Annotated in this window: 22 protein-coding genes; 10 read left to right on the top strand and 12 right to left on the bottom strand. The window is 40.8% G+C overall.

Going from position 1 to position 24,408, the window contains the following annotated elements; translation table 11 throughout:
- Nucleotides 1-5: 5 nt before the first annotated feature.
- The 11 genes from lpxD to RDV52_RS09420 all read right to left on the bottom strand — a co-directional run bounded on the left by lpxD (nt 6) and on the right by RDV52_RS09420 (nt 12,333).
- A complete protein-coding gene (lpxD, locus tag RDV52_RS09470; RefSeq protein WP_004365843.1) occupies nt 6-1,046 on the bottom strand; it encodes a UDP-3-O-(3-hydroxymyristoyl)glucosamine N-acyltransferase in 1,041 nt (346 codons plus the stop codon).
- Between the two features lie 51 nt (nt 1,047-1,097).
- The gene (locus tag RDV52_RS09465) at nt 1,098-2,318 is read right to left on the bottom strand and encodes an HD domain-containing protein (RefSeq protein ID WP_004365844.1); all 1,221 of its coding nucleotides are present in this window, start codon (nt 2,316-2,318) and stop codon (nt 1,098-1,100) included.
- Nucleotides 2,319-2,337: 19 nt separating this feature from the next.
- Complete coding sequence (pyrF, locus tag RDV52_RS09460; RefSeq protein ID WP_004365846.1) at nt 2,338-3,165, bottom strand: orotidine-5'-phosphate decarboxylase; 828 nt, start codon at nt 3,163-3,165, stop codon at nt 2,338-2,340.
- 245 nt (nt 3,166-3,410) lie between these two features.
- Nucleotides 3,411-4,523 (bottom strand): peptide chain release factor 1, encoded by a 1,113-nt coding sequence (gene prfA / locus RDV52_RS09455; RefSeq protein WP_004365848.1) that lies wholly within the window; start codon nt 4,521-4,523, stop codon nt 3,411-3,413.
- 20 nt (nt 4,524-4,543) lie between these two features.
- A complete protein-coding gene (locus RDV52_RS09450) occupies nt 4,544-5,707 on the bottom strand; it encodes an AIR synthase-related protein (protein ID WP_004365849.1) in 1,164 nt (387 codons plus the stop codon).
- A gap of 21 nt (nt 5,708-5,728) precedes the next feature.
- Entirely contained in the window at nt 5,729-6,481 is a 753-nt protein-coding gene (locus tag RDV52_RS09445; RefSeq protein WP_004365851.1) for a shikimate dehydrogenase family protein, read from the bottom strand.
- 13 nt (nt 6,482-6,494) lie between these two features.
- Complete coding sequence (gene ubiE, locus RDV52_RS09440; protein WP_004365852.1) at nt 6,495-7,229, bottom strand: bifunctional demethylmenaquinone methyltransferase/2-methoxy-6-polyprenyl-1,4-benzoquinol methylase UbiE; 735 nt, start codon at nt 7,227-7,229, stop codon at nt 6,495-6,497.
- Nucleotides 7,230-7,272: 43 nt separating this feature from the next.
- Nucleotides 7,273-8,223: a phosphoribosylaminoimidazolesuccinocarboxamide synthase gene (locus tag RDV52_RS09435; protein WP_004365853.1), complete on the bottom strand. Its 951-nt coding sequence runs from the start codon at nt 8,221-8,223 to the stop codon at nt 7,273-7,275.
- A 13-nt stretch (nt 8,224-8,236) separates the two neighbouring features.
- Nucleotides 8,237-9,196: a PhoH family protein gene (locus tag RDV52_RS09430; RefSeq protein ID WP_004365854.1), complete on the bottom strand. Its 960-nt coding sequence runs from the start codon at nt 9,194-9,196 to the stop codon at nt 8,237-8,239.
- 661 nt (nt 9,197-9,857) lie between these two features.
- Entirely contained in the window at nt 9,858-10,850 is a 993-nt protein-coding gene (locus RDV52_RS09425; RefSeq protein ID WP_004365856.1) for a glycosyltransferase family 2 protein, read from the bottom strand.
- Complete coding sequence (locus RDV52_RS09420; RefSeq protein WP_004365857.1) at nt 10,837-12,333, bottom strand: oligosaccharide flippase family protein; 1,497 nt, start codon at nt 12,331-12,333, stop codon at nt 10,837-10,839. The genes RDV52_RS09425 and RDV52_RS09420 overlap by 14 nt, the downstream gene beginning before the upstream one ends.
- A 53-nt stretch (nt 12,334-12,386) precedes the next feature.
- Between RDV52_RS09420 and RDV52_RS09415 the strand changes: the two genes are divergently transcribed.
- The 4 genes from RDV52_RS09415 (at nt 12,387) to RDV52_RS09400 (ending at nt 15,906) form a co-directional block, all read left to right on the top strand.
- On the top strand, nt 12,387-13,280 hold the full coding sequence (locus RDV52_RS09415) for a glycosyltransferase family 2 protein (protein WP_004365858.1): 894 nt from the start codon (nt 12,387-12,389) through the stop codon (nt 13,278-13,280).
- Nucleotides 13,232-14,215, top strand: coding sequence for a glycosyltransferase family 2 protein (locus RDV52_RS09410; RefSeq protein ID WP_004365859.1), 984 nt, complete (start codon nt 13,232-13,234; stop codon nt 14,213-14,215). Before RDV52_RS09415 ends, RDV52_RS09410 begins: the two co-directional genes overlap by 49 nt.
- Nucleotides 14,216-14,230: 15 nt before the next feature.
- Complete coding sequence (locus RDV52_RS09405) at nt 14,231-15,334, top strand: glycosyltransferase family protein (RefSeq protein ID WP_004365860.1); 1,104 nt, start codon at nt 14,231-14,233, stop codon at nt 15,332-15,334.
- Nucleotides 15,335-15,492: 158 nt separating this feature from the next.
- Nucleotides 15,493-15,906, top strand: coding sequence for an RloB domain-containing protein (locus RDV52_RS09400; RefSeq protein WP_004365862.1), 414 nt, complete (start codon nt 15,493-15,495; stop codon nt 15,904-15,906).
- Nucleotides 15,907-16,009: 103 nt separating this feature from the next.
- Here the strand turns inward: RDV52_RS09400 and RDV52_RS09395 are convergent, their stop codons facing one another.
- Nucleotides 16,010-16,417: a DUF3127 domain-containing protein gene (locus RDV52_RS09395; protein ID WP_004365863.1), complete on the bottom strand. Its 408-nt coding sequence runs from the start codon at nt 16,415-16,417 to the stop codon at nt 16,010-16,012.
- Between the two features lie 293 nt (nt 16,418-16,710).
- On the opposite strand from RDV52_RS09395, the gene dnaN reads away from it, so the two are divergent.
- The 6 genes from dnaN (at nt 16,711) to RDV52_RS09365 (ending at nt 24,193) form a co-directional block, all read left to right on the top strand.
- Nucleotides 16,711-17,835 carry a DNA polymerase III subunit beta gene (gene dnaN, locus RDV52_RS09390; protein ID WP_004365864.1) on the top strand — a complete coding sequence of 375 codons (1,125 nt, stop codon included), beginning with the start codon at nt 16,711-16,713 and terminating at the stop codon, nt 17,833-17,835.
- Nucleotides 17,836-17,904: 69 nt separating this feature from the next.
- Entirely contained in the window at nt 17,905-18,759 is an 855-nt protein-coding gene (locus tag RDV52_RS09385) for a 3'-5' exonuclease (protein ID WP_004365865.1), read from the top strand.
- A gap of 2 nt (nt 18,760-18,761) precedes the next feature.
- Nucleotides 18,762-19,964, top strand: coding sequence for a bifunctional phosphopantothenoylcysteine decarboxylase/phosphopantothenate--cysteine ligase CoaBC (gene coaBC / locus RDV52_RS09380; RefSeq protein ID WP_004365866.1), 1,203 nt, complete (start codon nt 18,762-18,764; stop codon nt 19,962-19,964).
- Nucleotides 19,900-20,826 (top strand): type IX secretion system protein PorD, encoded by a 927-nt coding sequence (gene porD, locus RDV52_RS09375; RefSeq protein ID WP_004365867.1) that lies wholly within the window; start codon nt 19,900-19,902, stop codon nt 20,824-20,826. Before coaBC ends, porD begins: the two co-directional genes overlap by 65 nt.
- 12 nt (nt 20,827-20,838) lie before the next feature.
- Nucleotides 20,839-22,509 carry a DNA repair protein RecN gene (gene recN / locus RDV52_RS09370; protein WP_004365868.1) on the top strand — a complete coding sequence of 557 codons (1,671 nt, stop codon included), beginning with the start codon at nt 20,839-20,841 and terminating at the stop codon, nt 22,507-22,509.
- Nucleotides 22,510-22,525: 16 nt separating this feature from the next.
- Nucleotides 22,526-24,193: a trypsin-like peptidase domain-containing protein gene (locus RDV52_RS09365; RefSeq protein WP_004365869.1), complete on the top strand. Its 1,668-nt coding sequence runs from the start codon at nt 22,526-22,528 to the stop codon at nt 24,191-24,193.
- Nucleotides 24,194-24,408: the final 215 nt, after the last annotated feature.

Here is a 24,408-nt window from a genome sequence, read left to right as displayed (position 1 = left end):
ATATCTTATTTATTCTTTTTCAATTCATCAACTTCTTTCTGTAAAGCATCTATCTGCTTATAAATCTCAGGAAGTCTTTGGAATATGACTTGTGATTTAAAATAGTTGCGTGGCTCAATAGCAGGGCTACCCATAAGCGACTGATTATCTTTTAACTTGCTCAATACGCCTGACTGTGCACCAAGGAAGACTTTATTACCAATATTTAAGTGCCCAGATATTCCAACCTGTCCACCAAACATACACCATTCTCCAACTTTAGTAGAGCCCGCAATACCAACTTGTGCGCTCATAACAGTGTTTTCGCCAATATCAGTATTATGTGCTATCTGCACAAGGTTGTCGAGTTTTACGCCTTTACGCACATAAGTGCTTCCCATAGTTGAACGGTCAATACACGTGTTTGCTCCTATTTCAACATCGTCTTCTATGGTAACAATGCCAATTTGCGGAATTTTATCATAGCTGTTTGTTTCTGCATTTGGGGCAAAGCCAAAGCCATCTGCGCCTATGACACTGCCAGAATGACAAATAACATTATTTCCGATTTTACAATTATGGTAGATGCTGGCATTAGGATAAATGATGCAATTGTTTCCTAAAGTTGTATTGTCCATAATGGTTGTATGAGGATAAATCATACAGTTATCTCCAACAACCACTCCATCGCCTATATATGCAAAAGCACCAATATAGACATTCTTTCCTATTGTTGCTTTTGGAGAAATAAACGCTAACGAATCTATTCCTTGTTTTCTAGGCTTCATACTTTCATAAAGCTGAAGAAGCTTTGCAACACAGTCGCGTGCATTTTTTACACGTATTAATGTCGCTTTCGTTGGCTTCTCAATCTTTATGCTTTCGTCTACAAGAACTATAGAACATTCAGTTTCGTATATATAATGAGTATATTTTGGGTTTGCTAAAAAACTTATAGCACCATGCTTTCCTTCCTCTATTTTTGCGAAAGTACTAATGGTTGCTTCTTCATCGCCTTCTATGCTTCCTTGTATATATTCTGCGATTTGTTTTGCGTTAAATTCCATTCTATATAATAAATGATAAATGCTTGTTCGTGCAAAGATAACAAACTTTTGTTAGATTCTGTGATAACAAAAGTAATATTTACGAATTTTTTTAGATAATAGTTCTACGTTCAAAATCTCTGAAGCCTCTGTTATGTCTTTTAAACTACCATCTTTTGATAATATGCTAATACGGTCGTCGTTGATATCGTACATATCTTTTTGAACAGTATCAATCTGCATCAAGTAGCTGCTATCTTCTTTCGTAACGCCTAAGAAGTGGCAAATTCGTTCTTTACATTCGCCTATTTGTTCTTGTGAAATTGGTTCATCGTGAATTTCGACCTTGAAAAGTTTGCGATTGATAAAATCATCGGCAAGGAGTGATAGTATTTTATCTTCTGATTTTTGCCATACTTTTATAGCACTCCATAAGTCGCTGTCATCTAAACTCAAGTAATGTTTCAGTGTTTCTTCATTATTTTTGAAGTATTCTGCATTTACGTCGTTGTCAAGAAAGAAAGCTAAAGCAGGAGAGGCAAATAGCTTATATCCATCTTTCAGTAACTTTTTAGCTCTAAGCAATAAACTGATTAAGAGCTTTTCGTACCCAACCGTGGCTTTATGTAAATATACTTGCCAATACATTAAACGGCGCGATGTAAGGAAATTCTCTATTGAATAAATACCTTTAGCATCTATTACCAAGGTATCGTCTACAACATTCAGCATTTTTATAATTCGTGCCGAACCAATGTTGCCTTCCGTTACACCTGTAAAAAAGCTATCTCGTTTCAGATAGTCCAGCCTGTCCATATCAAGTTGGCTACTGATTAACTGATGAAGAAAACGCTTGGGGTATTCATTCTTGAAAATCTTAATAGCAAGATTAAGTTCACCATTCATTTCTTGGTTGATGCAATTCATTACCATTAAAGATATTTCTTCGTGGGTAATTCCTTTGATTAATGTATTCTCGAGCACGTGGGAGAAAGGACCGTGTCCGATGTCGTGCATCAAAATGGCTGCTTGAACTGCTTCTGCTTCGCTATCGAAAATGAAAACACCCTTTTGCTGCAGCGACAAGGTTGCCTCACTCATTAGGTGGAAAGCTCCCAATGAGTGCTGAAACCTTGTATGTTGAGCACCAGGATAAACAACTGTAGTTAGTCCTAATTGTTTTATACGGGTTAAGCGTTGCATAAATGGGTGCTTAACAATATTCAAAAGAAGCCCCGATGGAATCCTGATAAATCCAAATACGGGGTCGCTTATAATCTTACTGCCATTCATAGAACGCTTCTCTTTTGAATTATTCTTTTAGTTTGTCAAGCTCTTTTTCCATTTCTTGCTGCAATTCTTTCGCCTTTTCTCCTGCAATTTCTGCAAAGTTTGCCTCTGAACTTGCATAGATAATACCTCGTGAGGAATTGACCAAAAGACCGCAGTCCTTATTCATACCATATTTACAAACTTCTTGCAAACTTCCACCTTGTGCGCCAACTCCCGGTACTAAGAGGAAACTATTGGGGGCTAATTTCCGTATATCAGCAAACAAACTTCCTTGTGTTGCCCCGACAACAAACATTAAATTCTCTGTTGTGCCCCATTCTTGCGCCTTGCTCAGTACTCGCTCGAATAAGCGTACACCATCTTTGTCTTCAAATAACTGAAAGTCGTGGCTTCCTTTATTGCTTGTCAATGCAAGAAGAATAACCCATTTTCCCTCATATTCCAAGAAAGGCTTTACAGAATCTTCTCCCATATATGGAGCTATGGTAAGCGCATCAACATTATATTCTTTAAAGAATGTTTGTGCATACATCTTTGATGTGTTTCCAATATCTCCACGCTTGGCATCGGCTATTATGAAGTGATTTGGATATTTCTCTTTCAGATATGTTATTGTTTTTTCAAACGCCTCCATACCTTTCAACCCATAGCACTCATAAAATGCTAAATTGGGTTTGTATGCTACACAATAAGGAGCTGTTGCGTCAATTATGGCTTTATTAAAAGAAAAAATAGGGTCTTCTTCGTTTAACAGAAACTTAGGAACCTTATTTAAATCGGTATCAAGCCCGACGCAAAGAAACGATTTCTTTGTAAATATTTGCTCTATTAATTGTTTTCTCTCCATACTTATTTATGTTTATTCTTTAGTTTCAAACCACGAAATGGTATTTATTATTAACGTGGGTTTGACGAATTGTTTACAGACTTGAATGTTTATACTCAAAAATGGGGGCAAATGTTAATAATGACGAAAGTATATATTGTGCCCCACGAAAGTATATATTGTGCCCCACGAAAGTATATATTGTCGCATTCTCTGTCTACTATACCTGTGGAGATTAAATTTCTTCTTCTGTATTATGCAATAACTTACAATTCTGTTTCTTTTAATTTTTCTGCGTTTTCTGCAACAGTCAGTGCATCTATCATATCTTGAATTTCGCCATTCATGAAACCAGGCAAATCGTGAGTCGTAAAACCTATGCGGTGGTCGGTTACTCGACCTTGTGGATAGTTGTAAGTACGGATTTTAGCCGAACGGTCTCCTGTAGAAACAAGACTCTTACGCCTGCTCGCTATGTCGTTTACATATTTCTGATGCTCACGGTCGTATATAAATGTACGCAATCTCGATAAAGCTCTTTCCTTATTCTTAGGTTGGTCGCGGGTTTCGGTACATTCTATAAGGATTTCTTCCACCTCTCCTGTATTAGGATTTTTCCACGGATAGCGCAATCGAACGCCCGATTCCACCTTGTTCACATTCTGACCGCCTGCACCGCTCGAACGGAAAGTATCCCATTTTATCTCGCCTTCATTAATGTTTACTTCAAATTTATCGGCTTCCGGAAGTACGGCAACTGTCGCTGCCGATGTCTGCATACGACCTTGCGTATCGGTAGATGGAACACGTTGCACGCGGTGGACACCTGATTCGTATTTAAGAATGCCATATACGCCGGCACCAGCCACGGCAAAGTCTATTTCTTTAAAACCGCCAACAGTTCCTTCCGAAACCGATGTGATAGACAGTGTCCAACCTTTCTTGTCGCAGTAACGTTTATACATATTGAAAATATCGCCTGCAAATAATGCAGCTTCGTCGCCACCTGCTCCTGCTCTGATTTCCATTTGCACATTCTTGTCGTCTTCAGGGTCTTTAGGAACAAGTAAAAGCTTAATCTCTTCTTCAAGTTTTGGCTGCAACTCTTCATTCTCACTCAGTTCCAACCTTGCCATTTCTTTCATTTCAGGGTCGGTTTCATTGGTAAGAATATCTTTAGCTTCGTTTATTGTAGTAAGGCAATTTATATATCGTTTTCGAGCATTCATAATATCACCAAGGTCTTTATATTCCTTGGTGAGCTTGACATATCTTTGTTGGTCACTTATTACGTCTGGGTCGGTAATGAGCGTAGAAACCTCTTCGAAACGTGCTTCAAGTCCATCGAGCTTCTCTAATATACTGTTCTTTTCGGGCATATATTTATTTCTGTTGTTGTTTAATAATTAAATTCTCCAAATTCGCTTTTGATAGTTAAGCTCTTTTCGCCTTCTTCAATATGACCGATAACTTGTGCATCGATATTGAATTCCTTGCTAATAGCAATAATCGAGTTTGCCATTTCGGGGCAGACATAAACTTCCATTCTGTGTCCCATATTGAACACTTGATACATTTCTTTCCAATCCGTACCGCTACATTCCTTTATAGCTTTAAACAAAGGAGGAACTGGGAACATATTGTCTTTTATCACTTTACAGTTATCATTTACAAAGTGTAATACCTTTGTTTGTGCTCCACCTGTACAATGCACCATTCCGTGTATTTCGCTACGATATTCATCGAGTATTCGCTTAATTACAGGGGCGTAGGTGCGGGTAGGGGAGAGAACCAATTCTCCTGCATTCAGAGGACTGCCTTCTACCGTATCGGTCAGTTTGTATTTGCCACTATAAACAAGTTCGTTGGGCACAGTGTGGTCGAAACTCTCTGGATATTTTTCAGCTAAATACTTTGAAAAAACATCATGGCGTGCACTTGTAAGACCATTGCTGCCCATTCCGCCATTGTACTTCTTTTCATAGGTTGATTGTCCAGTTGAACTCAAGCCAACGATAACATCGCCAGGGCGAATATTCGCATTGTCAATAACGTCAGAGCGTTTCATTCTGCAGGTAACAGTAGAATCGACAATGATAGTACGTACCAAGTCGCCAACATCTGCTGTTTCTCCGCCAGTAGGGTAAATGCCTATTCCCATCTCTCTCATTTCTGCAAGCAACTCATCTGTGCCGTTAATGATGGCAGATATAACTTCGCCTGGAACAAGCATCTTGTTGCGTCCGATAGTAGACGATACTAAGATATTGTCTACTGCACCAACACACAACAAATCGTCGGTATTCATAACTATAGCGTCCTGCGCAATACCCTTCCATACACTTAAATCGCCAGTTTCTTTCCAGTACATATAAGCTAAGGAGGATTTTGTACCTGCACCATCGGCATGCATTATATTGCAGTATTCCTCGCTACCTCCTAAGATGTCTGGAATGATTTTGCAAAAAGCCTGTGGGAAAATTCCCTTGTCTATATTCTTTATAGCGTTGTGTACATCTTCTTTGGCAGCACTAACGCCACGCATTGCATATCTGTTATTCATTGTCTCGACTATATTTTCAGATTATTTATCTTCTTTATCATTCCAAATATCCCAGCTTGCAAATGCTTGCAAAAGTAACATTTCCAATCCGTTCTTAACAACTGCACCATGCTCTTTGCCTTTTTCCATAAAGCGTGTTACGTTAGGATTGTAAAGCAAATCATATAAAAGTGTATGGCTATCCATAGCTTCATATGGAAGTGGCAAACATTCCTCCACGTTTGGATACATTCCTACAGGTGTGCAATTTACAATTACATTAAATTCTTTTATTATCTTGGGAGACAAATCATTATAGGTCAAGACGTCTATGTTTTTGCGTCTTGAAACACATTTAGTCTCAATACCTAAAGATTTCAATCCATAGCATACAGCTTTAGAAGCACCACCTGTTCCTAATACAAGTGCTTTCTTATGATAGCGTTCCAATAAAGGCTCTATGCTTTTTGTAAATCCTATAACATCGCTATTATAACCTTTGAGATATGTTTTGTTGCCTATGTGTTCTATACGAATGACATTTACAGCACCGATAGCTTTTGCTTCAGGACTCAAAGCATCAAGATACTTAATAACTTGCTTTTTATAAGGTATGGTAACATTAAGTCCTTTCAATTCCGGATTCGTATCAATAATCTCCAAAAGGCTTTCAATAGATGAAATTTCATAATTATTGTACTCGGCGTCAATGCCTTCGTTTTGAAATTTCTCATTAAAATATCCTTTGGAAAAAGAATGTTCTAACGGATAACCTATCAGTCCATATTTGTCCATAAGTAACTAAAATTTATTTTTCAGCAATATACATTGTGCAGATACCAAAAGTCAAACGCTTAAAAGAGGTTTTAGCGAAACCAGCTTTCTGAAGAATTTTCATCATTGTCTCACCTTGTGGAAATGCAGCAATCGTCTTGTTTAAATAATCGTATGCGTTGCTATCTTTTGAAATCAAGCGTCCGTAAAATGGTAAAACCACCTTTGAATACACTTTAAAGAGTTGCTTCATAGGGAATGATATTGGCGTAGTGAGTTCTATAATACACAAATGTCCACCTTTCTTTAAAACCCTGTACATTTCTACAAGTCCTCTCTCAAGGTCTTGAAAATTACGAATGCCGAAAGCAGCTGTTACAGCTTCAAATGTATCGGAAGGGAAAGTAAGATTTAAACAATCTTCTTTTTGAAATGATATAATGCCTTCCAGCCCTTCATTTTTTACCTTCTGTCGCCCAATTTCCATCATTCCTTCAGAAATATCAGCACCAATAAGTGTATCAGGTAAAAGCATTTTGGCTGACAAAATAGCAAAATCGCCAGTCCCCGTTGCAATGTCAAGTATTGTTTTGGGCTTGAATGGTGAAAGTTGCTTTATAGCTTTCTTGCGCCAACTTTTGTCTATATTCCATGACAGCCTGTGATTTAAGGTGTCATAGGTTGGGGCTATGTTGTCAAACATTTCCTCAACCACTTTCCCTTTTTCGTCCGTGCTGTTATAAGGCTTTATCTTTTCTTGATTATACACTTTGATGCCTATTGGTTTCTTGCGACTATTATCTTGAAGCCTTTTATTTTCTTGAAGCCAAATACTGGCTTACATTCTTTTCAATGCGTCCTGCCAAGTCAATTTCGTTATCAACTTTTACAAACGTTTCTCCTGTGATATGCTCATAGAGCTCAATGTATCTGTCGCCTACGCTTGCTGCATACTCATCAGTTATTTCGGGCATACTCTGTCCCGGTTCGTTCATAAAGTTGTGTTCTATCAGCCATTGGCGAACAAACTCCTTTGAAAGCTGCTTCTGTGGTTCGCCTTTTGCCAGTTTTTCTTCATAGCCGTCAGCATAGAAGTAGCGACTTGAGTCTGGCGTATGTATTTCGTCTATTAAATAGCATTTGCCATCACGCTTACCAAATTCATACTTGGTATCAACAAGAATAAGTCCTTTTTGGGCGGCAATTTCCTGTCCGCGTGCAAAAAGTTTTCTTGTCCAATCTTCAATCGTATTGTAGTCTTCTTCTGAAACGATACCTTGCTTGATGATTTCTTCTTTGGAAATGTTCATATCGTGGCCTTCGTCAGCCTTGGTGGTTGGTGTGATGATTGGTTCGGGGAAGCGTTCGTTTTCTTTCATTCCATCTGGAAGTTTCACACCGCAAAGTTCTCTGCAGCCAGCTTTATATTCTCTCCAAGCCGAACCTGTAAGAATAGAACGGATAATCATCTCCACCTTAAAGCCTTCGCATTTCAATCCCACTGTAACCATTGGGTCTGGAGTCGCTAATTTCCAGTTAGGGCAAATGTCAGAAGTAAGGTCTAAAAACTTTGAAGCTATCTGGTTTAAAACTTGTCCTTTGAAAGGAATACCTTTAGGCAATACCACATCGAAGGCTGAAATACGGTCGGTTGCGACCATTACTATTAAATCATCGTTAATGTCGTAGACATCACGAACTTTTCCGTGATAAACATTTCTTTGTCCTTCGAACTTAAAATCGGTTTTAGTCAATGCATTCATAATTTTTATTGTTTTATGGAGTAGTCTTATTTTTCTTTGCTTTATCGTATGTATCGTAAGCAGTAACAATTCTCGTTACAAGCTTATGTCTTACAATATCTTTTTGGTCGAGTTTTACAACAGCTATTCCTTCTGTTCCAGAAAGTATTTCTATCGCTTCTTTCAGTCCGCTTTTCTGATTGTAGGAAAGGTCTATCTGTGTTAAATCGCCTGTTATTATCATCTTTGAGTTCATTCCCAATCGTGTAAGAAACATTCTGATTTGGGCTGTCGATGTGTTTTGGGCTTCATCGAGTATGACAATGGCATCGTTCAACGTTCTTCCTCGCATAAATGCAAGCGGAGCTATTTGTATGATGTGCTTGTCCATCATATCTTGAAGTTTAACTGCGGGAATCATATCTTCAAGCGAATCGTACAAAGGTTGCAGATAGGGGTCTATCTTCTCTTTCATATCGCCAGGCAGAAAGCCTAATTTTTCTCCAGCTTCGACCGCTGGACGAGAGAGAATAATCTTCTTAACTTCCTTTGCTTTCAATGCTTTCACAGCAAGCGCAATGCTCAAATAGGTTTTACCTGTACCTGCTGGACCTACCGCAAACACCATATCGTTCTTGTTGAAGGCATCAACCAATAGTTGCTGATTGTGAGAGCGACTTTTTATAGGCTTTCCCGAAACAGAGTAAACCAATACACCTTTGCCTGTATCTGTTTTGGTTTGTCTTCCGTTTACAATGTCAAGAATATCTTCTTCGCTTATAACATTATACTTTAAAATATGTTTGCGCATATTCTCAACATCTTCTTCTAATTTTGCCATCTGCTCTTCGTCGCCCAATACCTTTATTACATTGTCGCGAGCAACGACTCTCACTTTTGGAAAGAGAGATTTTATCATTTGCAGATGTATATTACCAACGCCATAGAACACTACGGGGTCAATATCATCAAGAACAATATGTTTTTCTATCAATTTCTTTCACCTATTTTAATACTGCTGCAAAGTTAATATAAAAACGTGAACCACGCAAATAATTATCAAATCTTGTAAGTCGATTTAACCAAAAAATAACTACCTTTGTATCAATGAAAACGAAATGGAGGATAATGGGGATATTTTAAAAATTAATTGATTGATAATCAGCATACAATACTGTTGTTTCAATATTTCAAAAAATCTTTTCATTCTAAAGAAGAATAAGCGGTTTTTATATAGCTTCGCCACATTGACGTTACCGCTACTCGATAATTGATACTTACAGAAAGACCAGCTTCTCTTTTTCTTGCTTTATGAAAATGATAAAACAACCTTTACTTTGTAAAGATAATTTCGTTAAAAAGTGATAACTAAGCTTTGACATTGCGAAAGCGGCTGTTTTGCCGACCAAAAGAGGCTCTTTTACCGTGCAAAACCTACGCTTTTAAAATGCAAAACAATAGACTTTGTAATGCACTGGCAATAAACGAGTTAAACAATAGATACACCTGCGAAAAATATTTACACATTTACCGTGTTCTTTTTGCTTATAAAACAAGTTTTCTCATTAAAACTTCTATTGATCTGTTGCAGCTTTGCAATAAAGGCAAGTAGATGATTTGCACTGATAATGCAACCAGTAAAAAGAGCTTAAAAACTACAATTGCTCTTTGTTTCTACCAATCAATGCACGCAAAAAGAAATAGGTTTCCTCCTGCAAACGGAAAGTAAACCACGACTTTTGAAAAGGTATGTACCCGAACTTTCGTATCAGCCACCTTGGCAAACGGTTTTGTTCTATACTATGCCAACTGCTTTTTATAATCTTCAAGCCTTGTTTCCGAGAAGGCTTATCAAGTTCTTTGCGATGTAGAAAGTAGAACATATAAAGACCTATCACATTCCGCCAACGCACTTCTTCGTATATATTGAGTATCTTGTCTGGAACTTTCAAGGCTTCCAGTTGCTGTTTCATACTTTTATTTGCCAACAAATAGTCGAAACGACGCAAGCTTACCTTATGTGTTACCGAACCTAAATGCTGCCTATAATAATAAATGCCCTCGCAAATGCGTATTTCTTGCGATTTCAAATAGTGCAAACGTGTTACATTTTCATCGCTGTACGCAATGGCAGACTCGTCGTAAGGGAAACGAAGATGCAGTTCTCGCCTAATCACATAAATGCCGTGGATATTCCAAGTCAGACTTTCACGGAATGCCGTAAAGCCATCTAAGATGGTAAAAGGAGACATAGAGAAATCCACTTCCTTATCGCCATAAACGCTTTTTACGTGGAAAAGCACCGTATCGGTTGATGGATAACGCCTGAAGACATCAAAAACCTTTTCGCAAGCATCTTCAGACAGCCAGTCGTCGCTATCAACAAATGCAATATACTCACCAGTAGAAATACGCAATCCTGCATTCCGTGCCTTGGCTATTCCTGCATTTTGAGGCAAGTGTACTACTTTTATCCTTTCATCTTTTACAGCATACGCGTTAAGAATACTAAGCGACGAGTCGGTAGAAGCATCATCAATACATATTATTTCTATGTCTTGAAGCGTCTGAGAGAGCAAGGAACTCAAACATTGGGACAAGTATTTCTCTGCATTATATACAGCTACTAAAATGCTAATCTTCGCCATTCCGCTTAAAACGCCTTAATATCTTTGAAGTAAGCCTATTCCATAGGTTCGTTTTTGTTTTCAGTATGCTAACAGATGTCGCAGCACTTATCAACGCCAACAACAATCCCCCACACCAATACATTAGCTGATTAGACTGCTGGGTTACCATAAAGGTTAAGAATCCTATAGGTATCTGAATGGAAGAATAAAGCAATACGCTTGAAGAAACCTTATAGCCGTACTTCCAACGAGAATAAACAAACACCAATACGGCATCTAAAAAGCCCGCAATGGTTATCGCCCACCCTGCTCCAACCAAACCGAGTCGGTCGAAATTCAAAATTACGGCAACCACCAACACTACATCGTAAATGCCTTCTAAAAGCAAATAGGAAACAGAATCGCCTTTTGCCAATGGTATATACTGTACTGGCAACTTCACAGCTCTAAAGTACATAGCAAGCATAATGACTTGCATCATTCCCAAAGCAGGCATAAATTTGCCTGTATATAATAAAGGAAGCAGTATCGGAAGAAACAAAGAAAACAGCACCAACAGCGGAGAAACCAACAGCAACATAACTTCTATTTGCCTGTTTACTATCTGGTTAAAAGTAAATCGGTACTGATTGGCACCTGAAAGACGGGGAAAAAAGTCGGTTTCCATTGCTGCAAACACCATACCGACATAGGTCATCGTCATCATATAGCCCGCATTAAAGAAACCAACGGTATCAATGTTCGCCACATTATTAATATAGCTACGAATCAAGAAGTCTGCCCCCGAACCTAAAATGCCCGCAATCACAAATGCAATTCCAAGTCGTAGCATTCCCACTCCTTCACGCATAGATTGCCAACGGTTCATTAATCGCAAAGGATAGATATGATATGAATAAGCTATCGTCAGAGCAAACTGAATAAGCGCCATTATTACCAATGATGGCACAATGGCTTTTTCGCGAAAGAAGTAATACAACGGCACTGAAGAAACCAATGCCCCTAACACGTTAAAGATAGAGATTACTGCTAATTTCCTTAACTCACGAAGTCCTTTTAATATAGCAAGCTCGCCTCCCGACAAAGCCATTAAGGCTACAATGGGCGAAAGAAGAATGAAATGCAGGCGGTGTCCGTCCCACGAAAAAGTGAACTTGCTTAACAACGGACTCAATACGATGCAAAGAAACATTCCCAACAATCCTGCCAACAGGCTCCACGAACGCACCAATTTCACAGTATCTGCCAACTTCTCCTCTTCGTTTTTGTCGAAGTGTTCGGATATACTCTTGACAGCACTGATAGATATTCCGAAGTTGGTGGAGTCGCTCATCAACTTCAAAGTAGAATTAAACAGCGAAATAAGTCCCATTCCGTCAGGCCCTAAAATCATTGCAACCAACTTATTTCGCACGACACCAACCAATATATTCAGGCTCTGAACTCCACCAAAGAGTCCAGTATATCGCAGAATATGGCTGTAGCTGTCTGTTTTTTTCATTAATCTTTAAACGTAATTTAAAAGTTTTTATTATTTTTGCAACAAGGAAATTTATGGAATTAAGTATTATCATACCAGTTTACAATGTTGAGAAAACGCTCCGTCGGTGTGTTGAGAGCGTTCTCAGACAGTCATTTCAAAACTTTGAAATGATATTGGTTAATGATGGCTCAACAGATAATTCCGCCACAATGGTAGACGAAATTGCCCGAACGGACAATAGAATAAGCGTTATACACCAATGCAACCAAGGGCTTTCGGCAGCCCGAAATACAGGTATAAAGGCAGCGAAAGGGGAATACATCACATTCATAGACTCCGACGACTTCATTGCACAAGACACCTACAAGGGTGTTATGGAATTGCTGAATGCCCACCCAAAATACGACATTCTTGAATTTTCGGTTATCGAGAAGTATGGTTCAAAAGCACAGCACTCATTAATATTGGACGATTGTGTCTATCAAAACAAGCAGGAATACTGGCTGAAAGGGCAGGCTTACCACCATACTTATGCATGGAACAAGATATATCGGCGCGAACTTTTTACCGATATTGAATTTCCAAAAGGCAAGAATTTTGAAGATGCACATACACTTCCAAAACTCATGGCTGCGGCTAAAACCATCGCAACCACAAGTTTAGGAACATATTATTACTGCTGGAACGACGCAGGAATTACCGCCAATGCCAACGGACAAGACCTAACGAGTCTGTTAGAAGCGCATTTGGCTTATATAAATGGCAACAACGAGATAGACGCAACCTATTACACACACGTTCTGAACATTCAGTTGGACGTTTACGAAGCAACTAAGGCAATGCCATTGCTGCCGATTCGTCCGTTCTATGGCAACTTAAAACTAACGTTACTTCATCTTTTAGGAATAAAATGCTTATGCAAACTCAACACCCTCTTCCACAAAACGATAAAGCCCAGCCACTAATCAGCTTTATCATCACCTATTACAACGAACCTATCGATATGCTAAAGAAATGTATCGATAGCATTCTTATGCTCACACTTAACAGAGAAGAGCGTGAGATTATCGTCATTGATGATGGTTCAGATGTGTCGCCACTCAACTTATTGACAGATGTTGCCGACCAAATGATATACATTCGACAACCCAATCAGGGACTTAGCCAAGCAAGAAACACTGGAATTGCAATGGCAAACGGGCAATACCTTCAGTTTGTAGATGCTGACGACTCCCTTGTATCGAGCAACTACGATAAATGTTTGGACTTTATAAGGTTTAAAGATGCCGACATCGTTCTTTTCGACTTTGCCACCAAAGAAGTTTCAAGTGCACAACTTGCCAACAACGAGGTGTTTTCCGGTACAGAATATATGCACAACAACAACTTGCGGGCATCGGCATGCGGATATATTTTCAAGAAGAATCTATTGGTAAACTTGCGTTTCACAAAGGGTATTCTACACGAAGACGAAGAATTTACACCGCAGCTTATTATTCGTGCCGACAAGGTTTACAACACCAAAGTGCAAGCATACTTCTACCGAAAACGCACGGAATCGATAACACACAAAAAGGATAAACGCTGGAAACTAAAGCGTCTGCAAGACACCGAACAAGTTATAAAGAGCCTGCAAGACAAAGCCGACCTTATGCCTGCTAAAGACAGAGTGGCTATGCTTCGCCGTGTTGCACAACTGACGATGGACTATATTTACAACATCATAATCCTGACACGCGACGAACAGTATCTTAACCACGTTCTGCTACGGCTCGAAAAGCGTGGACTTTTCCCACTGCCAAAGAAGAATTACACACGAAAGTACAAGCTGTTCTCTATAATGATAAACTCGAAAGCGGGGCGAAAAATCCTTATTCACACACTGCCACGTCTGAATTAGTAGCATCATAGCGAAATGAAAATACTGTTGATTGGAGAATACAGCAATGTGCACAACACGTTGAAAGCGGGTTTGGAGCATTTAGGACACAAGGTAGTTGTGGCTTCAAACGGCGATTACTGGAAGGCATATCCCCGCGACATCGACCTTGCCCGACCGTCAGGACGGCTTGCGGGGCTTCGGCTTACGTTGCATCTATTCGCCAATCTGCACAAATTGCGTGGCTACGACATCGTGCAAATTATCAATCCCGTCTTCATAGACCTGAAAGCGAAACGCATTCAGTACATATACAACTACCTGCGTCGCCACAATAAGAAAATAGTAATGGGTGCTTTCGGTATGGACTACTATTGGGTACACGTCAATAGCACCACCATGCCTTTACGATACAGCGACTTCAACATTGGTAAGACACTAAGAACAAACAAAGATGCCATTATAGAGCAACACGATTGGGTAGGCACAGACAAAGAGCAACTGAACAAAACAATAGCCAACGATTGCGACGGCATTGTGGCAGGACTATACGAATACCAAGTTTGCTACCAGCCCTTCTTTCCCAACAAAACAACATTCATTCCCTTTCCCATCATCACCGAAGGAAAAAACATACAAGCTGAAAGGAAAGACGGAGCACTGAAACTGTTCATCGGAATAAGCAAGAACCGTTCAGAATATAAAGGAACAGACATTATGCTCCGAGCTGCCAAGGCGGTAAAAGCAGACTATCCCGAACTGTTGGAGTTGCGCATAGCCGAAGGAATTCCATTCAACGAATACGTAAAGCTAATGGAAGGCTCCGATGCCATACTCGACCAGCTTTATAGCTACACTCCCTCGATGAACCCATTGGAAGCTATGAGCAGGGGGATTATTTGTATTGGAGGTGGAGAACCCGAGAACTACGAGATACTAAACGAAACACAACTTCGCCCTATCATCAATGTTCAGCCAACTTACGAAAGCTGTTACGAACAAATAAAGCTATTGGCACTCCACCCCGAACGCATACCACAACTTCAACAAGAAAGCATCGACTACATTCGCAAACACCACGACTACATAAAAGTGGCTAAGCAATACGAAGCTTTTTACTATTCTATTCTAGAAAAATAATAAAACTAAGTACTATAGGCATTGAATATAGAGACTACGACAAAATGTACTTTCGTAGGGCACAAAATATACTTTTGTGAGGCACGAAATGTACTTTTGTCGTTATTAACATTTCGTATAGCTTTTATGCGGGCACCCATATATTCTGTATCATAGATATGGACAATAAAAATAAGGAACCTGAACGCACACGATACAAGAGATTAAGGGCTAAATTTGCAAAACCAATAAACAAGCCGAAAAAGGGTATTTCCTGCAAAGTAGAGTTCTTTGAAACGCATCTCTGTACGGAGTTGTTCTTTTTTTACTACTTTCAGTATACCTCTCGTCAATACGAAAATCAAGAATCGTTAATTAAAGATTTAAATAAATGCGTGAAATACGAGAAGGCAGAAAAGTTTTTTCGCAAAAATAAAGGACTACATGATTATTTTGAACACAAAGGAGGAAGCCTCAAAAAGGCAATAACCAATGCCGAGAAGTCGATGAAAGAAAAAGAAAAGAACGACAGAGATTACACTTACTCTGAACTTGGACAGCTCATGAAGGCATTAGGAGGATTTACCAAATAACGGAAAGATTAGAAACTAAAAGGGGGCTGAAACCAGCGATATGTGGTTTCAGCCCCCTTTTGTGTGTCTATTGTAAGTACTACTGACAGTGCTTTACCGAAATTTAGAATGGCAGGTCGTCAGCATCGCTGTCCGATGCAGCTGGCGGGAATGGAGCCTGACTGCCACTTGCCGCTGTTTGCGCTCCTGTTGCAGGTGCAGGTGTAGCGGCTGCAGGTGCCCCGGCAGCCTGTGCAGCTGCAGCATCGAGCCTCTGAATGTTCCATGCGCGAATGTTGTTGAACCATCTGCCGTTGTATTCGTGTGCATCTACATCGAAGCTGACGATGATTTCCTCTCCTGCCTTAATGGCAAACTGGTCTATACGGTCGGCACCGAATATATCGAAAACCATCTTTTTCGGATATTGGTCGTGTGTTTCTATTACATACTGTTGTGATTTCCATGGTCCACGCGCCGAAGTTCCTTCGCGTGGTTCCATTACAACGATAACTCTACCTTGTAGTTCCATGTTATATATTTTGCAGTTATTATTAATAAATTTGTTTCTTTCTATTCTTTATACGAAAGTAGCCACATGTCAGCATACAATTGTTTGCGCAAGTATGAACCATTGGCATTATATCTGCGAAATTACTAAAATAGTTCTAAAAACAGAAACTTTTAGCTCTAAATTTTGTCTTTCACACAGTTTTTTCGTATTTTTGTACGATGAAGAGGCAAGTTTGAGAATTATGAAACAAACTCTTCTGTCGTATCTTGTACGATAAATATTTGAATTACAATTAAAAATATATAGAACTAATGAGATTTACCATTTCAAGCACTGCCTTGAGTAGCAGGTTACTGTCGCTTTCGCGTGTTATCAATAGCAAGAACACGTTACCAATATTAAACTGTTTCGTATTTGATGCACAGAACGGACAACTTTCAATTACTGCTTCAGATAGTGAGAACGTTGTCTGTATGTCAATGAACCTCGATTCGCTTGAGGGCGAAGGCAAGTTCGCAGTAAACAACCAAAACATTCTCGATGCTGTAAAGGAACTGCCCGAACAGCCACTGACGGTAGACGTTAATATGGACGAACACACCATTTATGTAAGTTATCAGAATGGTTCATACAACTTCCCCGTTCTGGAAGCCGACGAGTTTCCCATTCCTCAGCCCCTGTCTGCCGATACAACTACTATTACATTGAGCGCAGAAATATTGTTGGAAAACATTACACGTTCGCTATTTGCAACGGCACAAGACGAACTGCACCCCGTGATGAACGGAGTATATTTCGACCTTAGACCTGATGCCCTGGCTGTTGTAGCTACCGATGGGCATAAGTTGGTGCGCAACCGTGTGTACACTATTAAGAGCGATGTGCCGGCAGCCTTCATCTTGCCAAAGAAACCTGCAACTTTGCTGAAAGGGTTTGTAACGAAAGAAAGTAGCGACGTAGTGATACGTTTCGATGCTCGTTCGGCTGAAATCTCGTTTGGTGAAGGCAATCTGATTTGTCGACTTATCGACGGAAAATATCCTAACTATAATAGTGTAATTCCAGAAAACAACCCATGCCAGATTTTGATAGATCGCAAATCGCTTATTGGAGCTGTTCGCCGCGTGTTGCCATTTGCGAGTGATTCTTCACAATTAATCCGCTTCCACATTGCAAACGGACAATTGGATCTGAGCGCCGAAGATATTGATTTCTCTACAAGTGCCAAGGAAAGCATGACCTGCACTTATGAGGGCAACCCAATGAGTATCGGCTTCAAAGGCAGCTCTATATTGGAAATTCTGAACAATTTGCAGAGTGAAGAGGTAAACATACAACTGGCAGACCCCTCACGTGCAGGAGTAATTGTGCCGGCAGAGCAACCTGCAGACGAAAACGTGCTTATGCTTGTTATGCCTGTATTGCTCAACGATTAAGAAAAATGCTATAACAGATATGGGCAGATTTTATATTAAGTCTGCCCATATACATTATATAATAGTAGAATGTCATTAAACTTAAAGAAGCCATTAATCGTCTTCGATCTTGAGACGACAGGTCTCGACTTGGTAAAAGACCGCATCATACAGTTGTCGTACATAAAGGTTTTTCCCGATGGAAAGGAAGAAAGAGAGAACCTTTATATTAATCCCGAAAGAGAGATACCTCACGAAGTTGAGGAACTTACGGGTATAACAAACGAAGATGTGACTGCCGCTCCGACATTCAAGGAGAAAGCTGCTGACCTGGCTGATAAGTTTAAGGGCTGCGACTTTGCCGGTTTCAACTCCAATCGCTTCGATGTCCCCTTGTTGGCAGAAGAGTTTCTACGAGCTGGCATCAACTTCGACTTCTCTAAGTGCCGTCTTATAGATGCGCAAAACATTTACCACAAGATGGAACGACGTAATCTTGCTGCAGCTTATGAGTTTTATTGCGGGAGGAAGATGGAAGACGACTTCACGGCTCATAAGGCCGATGAGGATACGGAGGCTACATGGCGCGTCTTGCAGGGACAGATAAAGATGTACTCTGAAGAAAAACAAAAAGATCCGGAACGCATATTAAAGAACGATATGGACGAACTGGCAAAGTTCTCGCAAATGAATGACAACGTAGATTTTGCAGGACGTATTGTTTGGAAAGACGTAACCGACAAAGATGGGAATGTGTTGCTTGATGAAAATGGTTGCCCCCGTCGCCACGAAGTGTTCAATTTTGGGAAGTATCGTGGTTGGGACGTGGCAGAGGTGTTGCACAGAGACCCGGGCTTCTATAGTTGGATGCTGGCAAGCGACTTTACTTACAATACGAAACAAGTGCTCACACGTATTCGTCTCCGCGAATTCAACAACCGATAACTATGCTGAAAGGAAAGAAAATTGTTCTGGGCATCACGGGCTCTATTGCGGCTTACAAGAGTTGCCTCATCATCCGCCAACTCATAAAACAAGGTGCCGAAGTTCAGGTGGTCATAACTCCCAGTGGAAAAGAATTCATTACCCCCATCACATTGTCGGCACTCACACAAAAGCCAGTCATAAGCGATTTCTTTTCTCAACGCGACGGTACGTGGCATTCGCACGTTGATTTAGGCTTATGGGCTGATGCCATGCTGATAGCTCCCTGCACTGCAGCAACATTGGGAAAGATGTGCCACGGCATAGCCGACAATATGCTTGTTACAACCTATTTATCAATGAAGGCACCAGTATTCGTAGCTCCGGCAATGGATCTTGATATGTACAAACACTCTGCAACACAAGAAAATATAGAAATACTGAAGGGTAGGGGAAACCACATAATAGAGGCAGCGAATGGTTTCTTGGCAAGTGGTCTGGAAGGTAAAGGCAGAATGGAAGAGCCCGAGGCCATTGTGGCTCGCTTGGAGCAATATTTTAATAATGAAACAGATGAAAAACACGATTTAAACGGAAAACATATTCTAATAACTGCAGGACCAACATACGAAAAGATAGACCCTGTACGTTTTATAGGCAACTACTCGTCAGGAAAGATGGGCTTTGCGCTTGCCGAGGAATGCTCTCGCCGTGGAGCAAGCGTTACGCTTGTAGCTGGTCCGGTACACATCACTTGTCCGGAGGGCATAAACCGCATAGACGTAGAGAGTTGCGAACAAATGTACGATGCATGTACACAAATTTTTCCAAATGTAGACGCTGCTATTTTGTGCGCTGCCGTATCCGACTTTAAACCGATGTGTTTCTCAGAAACAAAAATAAAGCGCGAAAAAGACAATCTGCACATCGAGCTGCAGCCCACACACGATATAGCTGCCACATTGGGACGACAGAAAACGAACCGACAACGCATTGTGGCATTTGCTTTGGAGACCAACAACGAAGAGGCTAACGCATTAGCAAAATTGACGAGAAAGAACGCCGACTTTATTGTGTTAAACTCTACGCGCAACACTGGCACAACTTTCCAGTCGGACGACAATCAGATAACGATTATTTCGAAAGGAGAAAAGAAGGAATATGAAAAGAAGTGCAAACGTTTGGTGGCTCACGACATTATTAACGAGTTGGTTTCTATTCTTTAGCAGCACGACTGTAGCACAAGAACTACAAGCCAAGATAACCATCAATCATAATCAGATACAAGGAACCGATAAGTCGGTGTTCGAAAATCTGCAGCAAACGCTTGAGCAGTTTGTCAACGAACGCCAATGGACACATCTTAAGTTCCAGAAGAACGAACGGATTGTTTGCAACTTTAATATCACAGTAACCAAGTACGATGCAAGCAACAACGCATTTACTTGCACGGCACTTATACAAGCAAACAGACCCGTGTATAACTCCGCATACACGTCTACTTTGTTTAATTTTAAAGACGGAGACTTCAACTTTGAGTTTGCGCAGTTCGACCAGATAGAGTTCAACGAGGAAACTATCAACAATCAGCTTACTGCTCTCTTTGCATATTATGCCTATCTCATCATCGGGATAGACCTCGATTCGTTTTCACCAATGGGTGGCGACGACATACTACAACGTTGCATGAATCTTACCAACAATGCACAGAACTTAAGCTTCACGGGTTGGAAAGCGTTCGAAAATTCCAAGAACCGGTTTGCCATCATCAACGATTATATCGACGGAGGAATGAAACCGTTCCGACAGCTGCAATACGATTACTATCGCACGGGGTTAGACGAAATGGCAAACAGTCCGGAACGAGGACGGACAAACATAACCACTGCTCTGCAAAACGACCTGAAAAAGGCGCACGAAGACAAGCCCATGAGTATGTGGCCGCAAATTTGGACAGACTATAAAAAAGACGAACTCGCCAATATTTATAACAAAAAAGGTACACAGAAGGAAAAAGAGTCGGTCTACGACATTCTGTTCAGCATCAATGCCAGTCAGAATGCTACGTGGGACAAGATTAAACAATAATACAAAAACAATATGCTGAAGCATCTATATATAAAGAATTTTACATTAATCGACCAATTAGATACCGACTTCTATAATGGTTTCTCTGTAATAAGTGGAGAAACAGGTGCTGGGAAAAGTATTATACTTGGTGCCATCGGTCTTCTTTTAGGTAATAGGGCAGATAGCAGACAGATAAAGCAAGGCGAAAAAAAGTGCATTATAGAAGCCACATTCTCTCTGCCAAAAGGAGAGTTCGATGCGTTTTTCACCGAAAACAATATCGACTTCGATGCCGACGAGACCATACTCCATCGTGAAGTCAGCAGCAGCGGAAAGTCGCGCGCATTTATCAACGATACGCCTGTTGCCCTTAATTTACTGCGTGATTTGGGCAGTCAGCTCGTAGACATACATTCGCAACATCAAAATTTGTTGTTACAAAAAGAAGATTTCCAGTTGAATGTAATCGACATATTAGCCGCCAACGACAAAGAGCGTGCTGCCTACAAAACGACTTTCAGAGCGTATAAAGATGCCGAACGGAGATTGGACGAAATAAAGAAACAGCTGCGAGAAAACTCGGAGAACGAAGAGTTTATGCGCTTTCAGTATGAAGAGATTTCGAGTGCAAACCTACAAGACGGTCAGCAAGAAGAGCTTGAAGCCGAGGAGAAGACACTTGCGCATGCAGAAGATATTAAGTCGTCCCTTTTCAGTGCAGACAACCTATTGAGCGACGAAGAAACCGGTGTGGTACGGAAACTGAAATCAGCCACCGATGCTCTATCTCTCATTTCGTCTGTTTTCCCGAAAGCAGATGCGCTGAACAGCCGGCTCGATACTGTCTATATTGAAGTAAAAGACATAGCCGAAGAGGTGAGCAGAGCAACAGCCGACATAGATTTCGATCCAAACAGATTAGATTTCATTAATCAGCAATTGGACAAAATTTACCATCTTGAAAAGAAATTCCATGTAGAAACTATTGCCGAGTTACTCGCCATTCAAGCCGAATTGAAACAGAAGTTGGACGGAATAGACAACAGCGACGAACTTCTGAAGGAAGCCGAGCAGATACTTGCCGCAAGACAAGCCGATTGTGCAAAGCAAGCTGCTCTGCTGACCAAGGGCAGGGAGAAGGCTGCAAAGACCATTCAGAAAGAGATGAAAGAAAGGCTTGTACCCATGGGCATACCAAACGTACAGTTCGATATACAGTTCGAGCCGAAAACACTTGCTGCCGATGGTGCCGACAAAGTGCAATTTCTCTTTTCTGCCAATCGCAACAGTCCGTTGCAGTCCATAGAGCAAGTAGCATCGGGTGGCGAAATAGCTCGTGTCATGCTCTCGCTTAAAGCAATGATAAGCGGTGCCGTTAAACTTCCAACCATTATTTTCGACGAGATAGACACAGGTGTTAGCGGTAAAATCGCTCAGCAAATGGCGTTCGTTATGCGCCAGATGGGCAGCAGCGACAAGCAAGTAATCTCTATCACTCATCTTCCTCAAATAGCTGCTTTAGGTACTACACACTATAAGGTAGAGAAACACGACACTTCGGCAGGAACCACCAGTAGGCTGCGGAAGTTAACCGACGAGGAACGTGTGGCAGAAATAGCACAAATGCTTTCAGGGTCAGACGTATCAGAGGCAGCCTTACAAAATGCGCGCGAACTCATCAATGGTAATCAATCATCATAAATGAATATAGAATATTATGAGATCAATTAAGATATTTTCTATCCTTCTATTACTCTGCTTTGGTATTGTTACAGTAGTAGAAGCACAACCTGCAGCCGTGAAAAAGGCTGCAAACACTACTTTCACGCTAACTACGTTTGACTCTAATGGGTCTATTCTCTCCACATCCAATGGGGTCTTCGTCTCAAACGATGGTATTGGTGTTAGCACGTGGAAACCATTTGTGGGAGCCATGAAAGCCGTGGTTACCGATAACGATGGGCAGAAATATGATGTTGAAACAATGCTGGGGGCGAACGAACTGTACGATGTGGCAAAATTTAAAGTCGCAGCCAAAACCCACGCCGCTCCGTTTGCACCATCGGTTGCTGCCAGCTCAACAGCATGGATAGTTGTACCCGCCAAAGTGGGCGACCCTATAAAAGCCAATATAAACAAGGTAGAGAAATTTATGACGAAATATAACTACTGTGTGCTTTCTACCACTGCACCCGAAAAGAATAACGGTGCACCGCTGCTGAACGACAAAGGTCAGCTTGTGGGTATTTACAATAGCAATGGTGCGTTGCAGAGTGCAACCGATGCAAGATATGCCAACGACTTTATAATAAGCGGGCTTTCTCAGAACGACCCGACCATGTTGCAATCAGGAATAAGAATAGCACTGCCACAGCAACCCGACGAAGCCATTATCGCGTTAATGTTGTCATCTTCCAAAATAGAATCGCTCCGAATGGCAACTATCAGCGACTTCCTGCAAAAGTTTCCTACACTAAACAATGGTTACATAACGTTGGCAACCACGCTTTTTAGTAAAGGAAACATTGCCGAGGCAGACAAGGTGTTGCAGCAGGCAATAGCTAAGACGAAAGCGAAAGACGAGGCGCACTACAATTATGGGCGTCTTGTTTATCAGGGTACAACAACCACCGCTTTGGCAGATAAAGCGAAAGCACAAGGTTGGACATTAGACAAGGCAATGGGAGAAGCTATCGAAGCCTACAAACTGAATCCTGCTCCTGTGTACAAACATCTCCAGGCGCAAATTACCTATAGCAAGGGCGATTATCAACAGGCATATCAAGACTTTGAAGCACTTACAAAGACGGCTATAAAGAATCCTGAATTATACTTGGAAATGGCGCAGTGCCAAGAAAAACTGAATGGCAGCAACGATGCCGTACTCTCCTTGCTTAATCAATGTATAGCACTTTGCGACACGCCCTATACGGACACTTCGTCGCCTTACTTTCTTGCACGGGCACAGCAATTCGACAAGATGAGCAAATATCGCGATGCAATGAAAGACCTCTATGTGTTCGAATATCTTAACCAAGGCACTTTAGAAGCCGACTTCTATTATATGCGCGAACAAATAGAGATAAAAGGAAAATTGTGGCAACAGGCTCTGCAAGACATTCTTGTAGCCACACGACTTGATCCGGCTGAACCCATCTACTGTGCTGAAGCTGCCAACTTGTTGCTTCGGCTTAACAAGTTGGACGAAGCCATTGTTGCAGCCAAACAAGCCATTGTCTTAAAAGATGACTATGCAGAGGCTTATCTCGTTCTTGGTATCGCCCAATGTAAAAACAATCAGAAGCAAGAAGGTATTGCCAATATCGAAAAAGCGAAGAATTTGGGCAACGCACAGGCCGACTCGTTCCTTACACAGTTTAAGTAGAAATCTGTTGCAAATCCAATCGGTTTGGTGATGCAGCATGCGTTGAAAATATCTAAAAGAGCAGTCATCAGTGATTGCTGGCAGCCCTAATTTTATTCTATGACTCAAGATTTAGGTCAATTATGGTAGAAGATGTTAGTACAGGTGTAGGGTGCAAGAAGTATATCAGTATGTTGAATCGGCTGTAAAGAAGATCTCGGAACAAAGAAAAGTCC

The sequence above is a fragment of the Prevotella nigrescens genome (assembly GCF_031191185.1).
In the GTDB taxonomy this organism is placed as follows: Bacteria; Bacteroidota; Bacteroidia; order Bacteroidales; family Bacteroidaceae; genus Prevotella; species Prevotella nigrescens.
Note: the sequence above shows the minus strand (reverse complement) of the source record. Positions and strands in the feature narration are given on the sequence as shown.